Origin of the sequence: Halalkalibacter lacteus (assembly GCF_036663595.1) — a bacterium.
Taxonomy (GTDB): domain Bacteria; phylum Bacillota; class Bacilli; order Bacillales; family Bacillaceae_D; genus Halalkalibacter; species Halalkalibacter lacteus.
The window spans coordinates 1-10061 of the sequence record NZ_JAWRVL010000056.1; the positions used below are offsets into that span (position 1 = coordinate 1).

At 37.8% G+C, this 10061-nt stretch carries 8 protein-coding genes; all 8 read right to left on the minus strand.

What is annotated here, in order from left to right; translation table 11 throughout:
* Positions 1-391: 391 nt before the first annotated feature.
* Positions 392-640, minus strand: coding sequence for a hypothetical protein (locus SAZ04_RS21010; protein ID WP_332699242.1), 249 nt, complete (start codon positions 638-640; stop codon positions 392-394).
* Positions 641-883: 243 nt separating this feature from the next.
* The gene (locus SAZ04_RS21015; protein WP_332699245.1) at positions 884-1189 is read right to left on the minus strand and encodes a hypothetical protein; all 306 of its coding nucleotides are present in this window, start codon (positions 1187-1189) and stop codon (positions 884-886) included.
* Positions 1190-2076: 887 nt separating this feature from the next.
* Positions 2077-3300 carry an NADP-dependent malic enzyme gene (gene ystJ / locus SAZ04_RS21020; protein ID WP_332699248.1) on the minus strand — a complete coding sequence of 408 codons (1224 nt, stop codon included), beginning with the start codon at positions 3298-3300 and terminating at the stop codon, positions 2077-2079.
* A gap of 303 nt (positions 3301-3603) precedes the next feature.
* The gene (locus SAZ04_RS21025) at positions 3604-5142 is read right to left on the minus strand and encodes a malate:quinone oxidoreductase (RefSeq protein WP_332699262.1); all 1539 of its coding nucleotides are present in this window, start codon (positions 5140-5142) and stop codon (positions 3604-3606) included.
* 313 nt (positions 5143-5455) lie between these two features.
* Complete coding sequence (gene pckA / locus SAZ04_RS21030) at positions 5456-7042, minus strand: phosphoenolpyruvate carboxykinase (ATP) (RefSeq protein ID WP_332699251.1); 1587 nt, start codon at positions 7040-7042, stop codon at positions 5456-5458.
* 154 nt (positions 7043-7196) lie between these two features.
* A complete protein-coding gene (locus SAZ04_RS21035; protein WP_332699253.1) occupies positions 7197-8225 on the minus strand; it encodes a glyceraldehyde-3-phosphate dehydrogenase in 1029 nt (342 codons plus the stop codon).
* Positions 8226-8381: 156 nt separating this feature from the next.
* Positions 8382-9581 carry an acetate kinase gene (locus SAZ04_RS21040; RefSeq protein WP_332699256.1) on the minus strand — a complete coding sequence of 400 codons (1200 nt, stop codon included), beginning with the start codon at positions 9579-9581 and terminating at the stop codon, positions 8382-8384.
* A gap of 250 nt (positions 9582-9831) precedes the next feature.
* The coding region (locus SAZ04_RS21045) for a 2-hydroxycarboxylate transporter family protein (RefSeq protein ID WP_332699259.1) at positions 9832-10061 on the minus strand (230 nt) is incomplete at its 5' end.

The following is a 10061-nucleotide window of genomic DNA, read 5'->3' on the forward strand; positions in this document are numbered from 1 at the left end:
AATGATAGGATTTAATTGACGAGATAACATGTATCTCTATTTCGCTTGGCTTTTGTTCAGTTTTCAAAGAACTCTTTTTCGTGTCACTCGTTAGCAACATTTACTATCATAACATAACAACTTATTCCGCGCAACAACTTCTCAAGATTGTTTTTGCAACTTGTTACGAAATAACCAGTCGTTAACTGCGACAAGTAATACTATATCACAATAAATAATTCTGCGCAACAGTTAATTTAAAACTGTTTTTTGCGGCTAGGTATACTAATCTATCATAGTACAACACTAAGATCAACTAAAATATTTTACTTCTATTTAAAAGTAAAAAGAATAACGTCCAATCCTATATAACAAAGCAAACAAACGGAAACATTTTCTTAACAATTTACAATTAACTAAATTCGCCTGCGTTATACTTATTCAACAACATCACTCGCACGAATTGTCTGCATTCAGAAGATAAAGAAGACCTTTGAGGATGAATTAAATCCCCAAATGGCAAACCACCAACAAATTTGACTTCCCCTTCAAATTTTTTCCCTAAAACGGCATCATAACCAGTGAATTTAACAAAAGTTGTATTATGTTCAGTACTTTTGAAATCAATTACACTTAAAACGTGATGATAATCTTGATACATTCTGTATTCCTCCTTATTTGGTGTATAACTACATCAAAAGCTGTTAAGGAGAATATGTCAAGTTACTAAGACATACCTTCTGAACCAATTACTGAATTAGCACACGTTGGGGTCTTTTCTCCTTCATCTTTTGAATATCTTTGTCAATATACAAAAAAAGAAGATCACAACTGTAATCCCCTTTTGGATAATAATCCTCTATCTTTATTCATACCAAAGTCCACCTAAACACAGGTAGACTCCTTATTCATCCAAAACCTCCCGAAACACCCCGCTCGGCTTCCTTCGCAACTCCTCATACCCAACTACTTTATAAAAATCACCCTTCACAATCTCAACCTGACTCTCCAACCCATTCATCCGAACCTCAACATCCTTAAACCGAAAACACTGCACCCCACTCGCCTTATCCAACTGTTCCGAATACAACTCAACCTTAATCCGATCCGACACTCTCCTCAGCATCCGCCAAACCGCCATCTCATCCTTTGATTTCATAAAGAGCTCCGGCAATTCCTTCGCTTCCTTCAAGTGAGTCAATGTCGTCATCGCATACGCTGTCGATCACTCCTAAGGGCTCCAAATCGTATCATACCCATTTTTAATTGAATAATCGTACAGCATGATGATTTTCTTTTCCTTATAATTCATCATCATATTTGTAATACTTCCATCCTCCGCCTTGTTGTTTAACTCATTATTTCGATCAATGATAGATTCAAGGAAGGAACTTTTCGGGACCGTACTTCTGTCGAGGTTTACCTTCGGAGATTCGTCAGCCGTTGGTACGACATTCTCACCATATTTAAACGACAGAGAGTATTCACTACAATTCCATTGGGTTTATTACTCCCTTTGGCTTTCAATTACCTTTACGGCACTTCGGTAGTTTCAACCTTCATTACCCAGCTATGGTTGCCCTAGCCGACTGAAATCGACTGGAGAAGCTTCAAGGCTTATTAAGCGATCACTATTCAAAGCATGTAGGAGTATTAGTGAGACAGTTTCAAGAAAACATAATTTCTTACATTCCTATCTTCAGAATAACCCGATCTTCTTGAACTAACGTTAGCAATAGGTAAGCGTTTGATGTGATCTCCGGCTTTTCCCCTGCTCCGCACGGAACGTGATAGTTTCCCATCATTCCACGTTCCATCTAACGGTTTGTACTAGACTATAAGTTCCTCGTTACCCTTAGACAAGAAGGTGTTTAATGTCTTCCTTCTAAAAGCTCGCACTGTGGAAATCCCCACGTTCCTACCAGATCGGTGCGATGAACGCTTGGAAAATAGTCGTTTCATCTCGCTAGACTTGGGGCTATTCCTCCACTCTCATTACAAGAGATTCATAGGTCATACCCCTACCCTCACAAGGATAAATGCATTTCAGCTTCTGCCTTATAGCAACCGTTTCGGGTGACAGCCCTCGGTTCAACGTTATTTTGCTACTAGTAGATCCTCATTAGGTTCTTGTGCATTCAATTTTTTTCGCGCAACCCCTGTATTTATTGCTGCAGCTGCAACAGATTCTGCTACATGTTTCGCTACTCTTGGATCAAATGGATCCGGAATGACATAATCAGCGTGCAATTCTTCACTGTTAATTAGTCCAGAAATTGCATAAACGGCAGCAACTTTCATTTCTTCGTTAATTTCCTTCGCACGAACATCTAAAGCACCGCGGAAAATTCCAGGGAATGCGAGGACATTATTAACCTGATTCGGGAAATCAGAGCGTCCTGTTCCAACTACAAGTGCTCCCGCTTCTTTTGCCTCTTCCGGCATAATTTCTGGAACTGGATTAGCCATCGCAAAAATAATTGGATTCTCTTTCATCGAACGAACCATTTCTTTTGTTACTGCTCCTGCCGCAGAAACCCCAACGAACACATCAGCACCTTGCAATGCATCTGTTAATGACCCTTGCTTTTGTCCTTTATTTGTGATACTTGCCATTTCTTCTTTGAATTTATTCATACCAACCGGACGATCTTTATAAATGATTCCTTTTGTATCGCATAAAATAACATCTTTCACACCCATATTCAGCAACAGTTTGACGATTGCTACACCTGCAGCTCCAGCTCCATTTGCTACGACACGAATATCCTCAATGTTTTTATTTGCGAGTTTAAGAGCATTAATTAGTCCTGCTGCTGTCACAATCGCTGTTCCATGTTGGTCATCATGGAAAATAGGGATATCACACTCTTTGCGTAAACGCTCTTCAATTTCAAAGCATTGTGGTGCAGCGATATCTTCTAAGTTTACTCCGCCAAAAGTAGGCTCTAACATTTTAACGTGTTCGACAATTTTATCCGTATCAGTCGAATTTATGCATAAAGGAAAAGCATCAACATTTGCAAATTCTTTAAATAACAATGCCTTCCCTTCCATGACCGGCATAGCTGCTTTTGGCCCGATATTTCCAAGACCAAGGACAGCGGTTCCATTTGAAACTACAGCAACAAGATTTCCCTTCATTGTGTAATCATATACTTTACTTTCAGTCTCATGAATAGCCAAACATGGCTCCGCTACACCTGGTGAATAAGCAAGACTTAAATCTTTTGCATCACGTACTTTGACTTTAGAATGGACACTAAGTTTTCCTTGATTTTCTTTATGCATCTTTAATGCTTCTTCGCGTAATGTTGACATAACTAAATCTCCCTGTCTTTGTTGAATTTTCATTACAAATTGAAATGGTAATTAGCATATTACTTTGTATATAAATCACTGATTATATTAGACGGTAACTATGGTACTTTTTAGATAGTATAAATCAGGAGAGAAAAAGCGCTTTCTGTTTTACTGCGTTATATTTAATCTCCTTCTTTACCAATAATTATAGTGTTTATTTGAAAGCTTCATAGTTTTTGTAACTTTATTAAGTATTTTTAAATTTTAAAAATACTTTTGCTAAATACACAACGAATGTTACAGTCAAACCGCTCTAAAGAATTAACTAAAGACCAGTTCGGGCTTTTTTTCAATTAGACCAAGTGTTTGAGCTGTTGAAGTATGAATTTCGTTTAGAAGATCTGGATTTTCCATTAGTGATAAGCCATAAGAAGGAATCATTTCTTTCATTTTCGGTTCCCACTCATTTAAATGTTCAGGGAAACATTTAGTTATTACTTCAAGCATGACGTGTACGGCGGTAGAAGCACCAGGAGAAGCGCCGAGCAATGCTGCAATTGAACCATCAGCGGCACTAACAACTTCCGTACCAAATTGAAGTGTTCCTTTACCAGCTTCAGTATCTTTAATAACTTGCACACGCTGGCCTGCTGCTACTAAATCCCAATCCTCGCTTTTGGCGTTCGGGATAAATTCACGTAATTCTTCCATGCGCTGTTCTTTTGATAACATAATTTGCTGGATCAGGTATTTTGTCAATGACATGTTTTTTGCACCTGCCGCCAACATCGTTAAGACATTATCCAGTTTTACGGAAGTGATTAAATCAAACATTGAGCCGTTTTTCAAAAACTTTGGTGAGAAACCAGCAAACGGTCCAAATAACAACGATTTTTTATTGTCGATAAATCGTGTGTCAAGATGTGGAACAGACATTGGAGGAGCACCAACCTTAGCTTTTCCGTATACTTTTGCATGATGCTGCTCTACAACTTCAGGATTATTACACACCATAAATAGCCCGCTTACCGGGAATCCTCCAATATGTTTTCCTTCAGGAATACCGGATTTTTGCAGTAAATGAACGCTTCCTCCCCCGCTTCCTACAAAGATGAACTTTGCAGTATGGCTTTCAACAGTACCGCTCTCGAGATTCCTCACTTTCAATTCCCACAAGCCGTCTCTCGTACGATTAATGTTATCAACACTATGTTTGTAATTCACATCGACATTTTTACTCTCTAAGTGGTCAAATAACATGCGCGTTAAAGCTCCAAAGTTGATATCAGTGCCTGAGTCGATCTTTGTTGCCGCTATGGGCTCATTCGATGCGCGTTCTTGCATAATGAGCGGAATCCATTCCATTATTTTTTCAGGATCATCTGAAAATTCCATCCCTTGAAATAATGGATTCTTTGATAGCGCTTTAAATCGTTTCTTTAAAAACGATACATTTTGTGCCCCTTGAACTAAGCTCATATGAGGCAATGGCATGATAAAATCCTGTGGATTTTGGATCAGCTTGCTGTTTATAAGATATGACCAAAACTGCATGGAAACCTGAAATTGTTCATTAATCTTTATCGCTTTGCTAATATCTATGAATCCATCCGGTTGTTCAACCGTATAGTTAAGTTCGCACAGTGCCGCATGCCCCGTTCCTGCATTATTCCATTCGTTAGAACTTTCCTCTCCTGCGTTTGCAAGCTTTTCAAATACCTTTATTTCCCATCCTGGCACTAATTCTTTCAGAAGTGTACCCAAAGTTGCACTCATGATCCCGGCACCAATTAAAATAACGTCTGATTTGGTTTCACTGTTGCTCATTTTTACCTCTCCTTTCTTACTAGTGTTCTGTATGAAAAAGTGAACATGAAGTAACTATTTATGAAAAAACAATGAGAGAGTATGTTACTTTAAAATTTTAGTTAACTAATTTATTAAATACTATAAACCTATTTGTTTGAATGATATTAGCGATGCATAAGATAAAAAAAGACAACTTCACCCACGCCACGGGTGAAGTTTGTACAAAATGAAGCAAAATTCATAAATAAGTTGTTTAGAATTTCCATCATAAGCTGTCATTGAACAAGTAGTCATTTAGGTTTTATGTCTCTATTAAAAGCCATTTTATCTCTGTAAGAGCTAAAAAAGTCGGCTCCACTTTTCGTTATACAAGAGGTCCGCCCAGCTTAACCATCTCTTCTGATACGCTGGTGAACTTTTTGAAGTTTTCATTGAACTTGCTGGCAAGGTCTAAGGCTTTTGCTTTATAAGCTTCCTTGTCAGTCCAGGTTTTTTCTGGAATTAATACGCTATCAGGAACACCTGGAACATGAAGCGGAATTTCCAGACCGAAGATGTCGTCCTTTCCGGTTTCCACGTTGTCTAATTCTCCGTTAAGTGCTGCTCTCACCATTGCGCGAGTGTAGGAAAGATTCATCCGTTGACCTACACCATATTCTCCGCCAGTCCAGCCAGTGTTAACTAAGAATACTTTTGCATTGTGCTTTTCAATTTTTTCTCCAAGCATTTCAGCATAACGAAATGCGTTAAGCGGTAAGAATGGAGAACCAAAGCATGTAGAAAACGTTACTTCCGGAGATGTAACCCCCCGCTCCGTTCCTGCTAGCTTACTAGTATAGCCGCTTAAGAAATGGTACATGGCTTGTTCTTTAGATAACTTGCTGATTGGAGGTAATACACCGAATGCATCAGCTGTTAAGAACACAATTGTATTTGGGTGTCCAGCAACACTTGGAAGCATGATATTATCAATTGCGTCAATTGAATATGCTGCTCGTGTATTTTCAGTTAAGGATACATCATTGTAATTTGCAAGACCAGTCTCCTTATCAATGACAACATTTTCTAATACAGAACCGAATGTAATCGCATCAAAGATTTGAGGTTCCTTCTCCCGAGATAGGTTCACGCATTTTGCATAGCAACCTCCTTCAATATTAAATACGCCGTTATCAGACCAGCCATGCTCGTCATCACCGATTAACTTACGGTTTGGATCTGCAGATAGCGTTGTCTTTCCTGTTCCGGATAAGCCGAAGAACAATGCCACATCACCTTCTTCAGATACGTTTGCAGAACAGTGCATAGGTAAAATGTCTTGTTCTGGTAACAAGTAGTTCATGATAGAGAAGATGGATTTCTTCATTTCACCTGCATACTCAGTACCGCCAATTAGAATAACACGCTTTTCAAAAGAAACAATGATAAACGTTTCAGAATTTGTACCGTCAATATCCGGATTAGCTTTGAATGTTGGAGCAGATACGATTGTAAATGGTTCATCATTACGCGAGGAATCCATCTCTGTCGGACGAATAAACAATTGATGTGCAAATAAGTTATGCCAAGCAAGTTCATTTATTACTTGAATTGGAAGACGAGAGCTCTGATCCGCTCCGGCAAAGCCTTTAAATACGAAGATTTCTTCTTTTTCTTTTAAGTATTCTAATACCTTTGTGTACAGATTATCAAAATGCTGCTCAGAAATTGGTTGGTTTACAGTACCCCAATCAATTTTATCTGCAGTAGATGCTTCCTTAACAATGAATTTATCTTTAGGAGAACGACCTGTGTATTTACCCGTTGAAACAGAAACAGCACCGGTAGAAGTTAATTTTCCTTCTTCTCTCTTTATTACTTTTTCCACTAACTGCGAAACACTTAATTGAACTTGTGCATTACTTCCATTTAGTAAATCATGTAATTCGATTTGAACGTCCACAATACTCATATATACCATCCTTTTGTCTTTTTTATAAAATTTCTCGTAATCCCCTCAAATAGTACATAACATCTACTTAAATGATTCATACTATTTATAAGGATTTGTTTGTTAATTCTTCTGAAATATTGGTGCCTTAAGTTGCTAGTATTCAATCAACCACTTAAATATATTGTATATTTTTTGGGCTAGCTAACTGATTTGTAACTAGCTTTACAAGATCTACTACTCGACAAGAGTAGCCCCACTCATTATCATACCAGGCAAGAACTTTTACCTTACGGGTCCCCATAACGATTGTAGATAAACCATCAATAATAGATGAATTTGGATTTGTATTGAAATCTACTGACACAAGCGGTGAATCACAGAATTGTATAATTCCCTTCATAGAACCTTGGGCCGCATTCTCGAAAGCATTATTAATTTGTTCCACTGTCACATCACTTTTTACGTCTACTACAAGGTCTACAAGCGATACATTTGGAGTCGGAACGCGTAGTGCCATTCCATGTAATTTTCCAGTTAAATGTGGTAGTACCTTTGCCAAAGCTTTAGCAGCACCGGTTGTTGTTGGAATAATAGATTGTGCACAAGCACGAGCTCTACGTAAATCTTTATGTGGATTATCAATATTATTTTGATCATTTGTATAGGCATGTACAGTAGTCATTAAGCCATTCTCAATGCCGAATTGTTCATCTAACAGCTTGACGACTGGAGCAAGACAATTTGTTGTACAAGAGGCATTTGAGATCACATCGTGTTTTGTAATATCCAATTGCTCATCGTTTACACCAACTACTATCGTAACGTCTTCATTTTTACCTGGAGCTGTTAAAATGACCTTCTTTGCCCCAGCCTCTAAGTGCAGACTTGCTTTTTCTTTTGCATTAAATTTTCCTGTTGCTTCAATTACAACTTCTATTCCTAGCTCTTTCCAAGGCAGCTCTTGCGGATTACGTTGATTAAGAAGCTTAACTTCCTTACCATCCACCAATAAATGATCTTGCGATACCTCTACAGTACCGTCAAACTTCCCGTGTACGGTGTCGTACTTAATAAGGTGTGCTAACGTCTCTGCCGGATAGCTCGCATTAATGGCTACGACCCGGAATGAGCTTTCTTTTATCGCTTGACGAAACACCATTCTTCCAATACGACCAAACCCGTTAATCGCAACACTAATCATATTAATAAGTCCCCCTCAATCAATTAAGTTATACTATTTAACTGAAATTCTATAAATAGTGTATCACATTAACAAAAAATTTCATCATTATTTTTACTTTTTTTAATTACATAAAGTACGGATTAATTGAACCAAGGTATTCTAAAAGTCCTTATCTCAATGATGGACGGGTACAGCTATTTGTACTACATCACGAGCAATCATAACTTCTTCATTCGTCGGAATAATGATAACTTTTACCGGAGAATGCGGATAGCTAATACATCTTTCTTCACCACGGACCTGATTAAGTGTAGGATCCCAATAAACACCCATGAATTCCAAACCACATAATACACGTGAACGGATAATATCACTGTTTTCCCCAATTCCAGCAGTAAAAATAATAGCATCTACTCCAGACATTTGTGCTGCGTATGAACCAATATATTTATGAATTCTACTAGAGAATACTTCAAGAGCTGTTTCTGCACGATCATTTCCTTCTTCAGCAGCTTGTTCGATGTCACGAAGATCGCTTGATAACCCTGAAATGCCCAATACACCACTCTTTTTATTTAAAATATCTAACACTTCTATTTCTGATTGACCTGTTTTTTCCATAATGAATGGAATCAACGCTGGGTCAATGTTCCCTGAACGAGTCCCCATTGCAACACCTGCAAGTGGAGTAAAGCCCATTGAAGTATCAATAGATTTTCCACCTTCAATTGCTGCTATACTCGCTCCATTTCCTAAGTGACAAGAAATCAATCGCAATTGTTCGATCGGACGCCCTAATAATTCTGCTGCTCTTTCAGATACATATTTATGTGAGGTACCATGAAAACCATATTTACGAATTCCATATTTTTCATAATATTCATAAGGTAAACTATATAAGAATGATCTTTCCGGCATTGTTTGATGGAATGCCGTATCAAAAACAGCTACTGCTTTTACATTTGGTAAAACTTCTTTGAATGCTTTAACTCCAACAACATTTGCTGGGTTATGAAGTGGGGCTAAATCTGATAACTCCTCAATTTTTTGAATTGTTTCATCTGTAATTAAAACAGAGTTATTAAAAATCTCACCACCGTGTACAATACGATGACCGATTCCTTCAATTTCATTTAAAGACTCAACAATTCCAAAATGTGTAAGTTTATTAAGAAGCATCTTAACAGCAACAGCATGGTCTGGTATGTCTATTATTTCTTTTACTTTTTCTCCGTTCACTAAAATAGTAAATATTCCCTTATCTAAACCGATTCGTTCTACTAACCCAGCTGTAAGTACTTCTTCACTTGGCATTTCAAATAATTGGAACTTCAAAGAAGAGCTCCCTGCATTGATTGCTATTATTTTTGACATGATATTTACGGCTCCTTTTTGTCTAACCCACTTCGTTTTTAGAAACCTATTCGATATTTATGCAAAATTACAGGAATAAATATGCCCCTTTCCATTTAGCAAAACTTTCTAGAACATACTTACAACTGTCTTTTTTTAGACTAATAGAGTCCCAGTTTAAAGTTTTGATAGAAATACTACATTTTACTCACAACTAATGTGAACGAGGCTTTACTAATTAACTTAAAAAAGTGGTTTGGTTTTAATCCCTTTATATAAAGAGTGGAATGATCAACCCTGCCAATAATAGGATAATCGCGCCGCCCAGTCTTGATGCAATTTGGGCAAAAGGCATTAACTGCATTCTTTTTGATGCTGACAACACAGCTACATCGCCTGTTCCTCCCATGTTTGCCATGCACAATCCAGCTGTAATAGCAGATTCAATTGGATAAAATCCGACTGCTTTTCCCAAAAGAGCAGCTCCTAACACCGCACCAA

Bases quoted from the DNA above. Each gene is read 5' to 3' on its own strand.
- SAZ04_RS21010 (WP_332699242.1), bottom strand. From the start codon at position 640: ATGTATCAAGATTATCATCACGTTTTAAGTGTAATTGATTTCAAAAGT.
- SAZ04_RS21015 (WP_332699245.1), bottom strand. From the start codon at position 1,189: ATGACGACATTGACTCACTTGAAGGAAGCGAAGGAATTGCCGGAGCTC.
- ystJ (WP_332699248.1), bottom strand. From the start codon at position 3,300: ATGTCAACATTACGCGAAGAAGCATTAAAGATGCATAAAGAAAATCAA.
- pckA (WP_332699251.1), bottom strand. From the start codon at position 7,042: ATGAGTATTGTGGACGTTCAAATCGAATTACATGATTTACTAAATGGA.
- SAZ04_RS21035 (WP_332699253.1), bottom strand. From the start codon at position 8,225: ATGATTAGTGTTGCGATTAACGGGTTTGGTCGTATTGGAAGAATGGTG.
- SAZ04_RS21040 (WP_332699256.1), bottom strand. From the start codon at position 9,581: ATGTCAAAAATAATAGCAATCAATGCAGGGAGCTCTTCTTTGAAGTTC.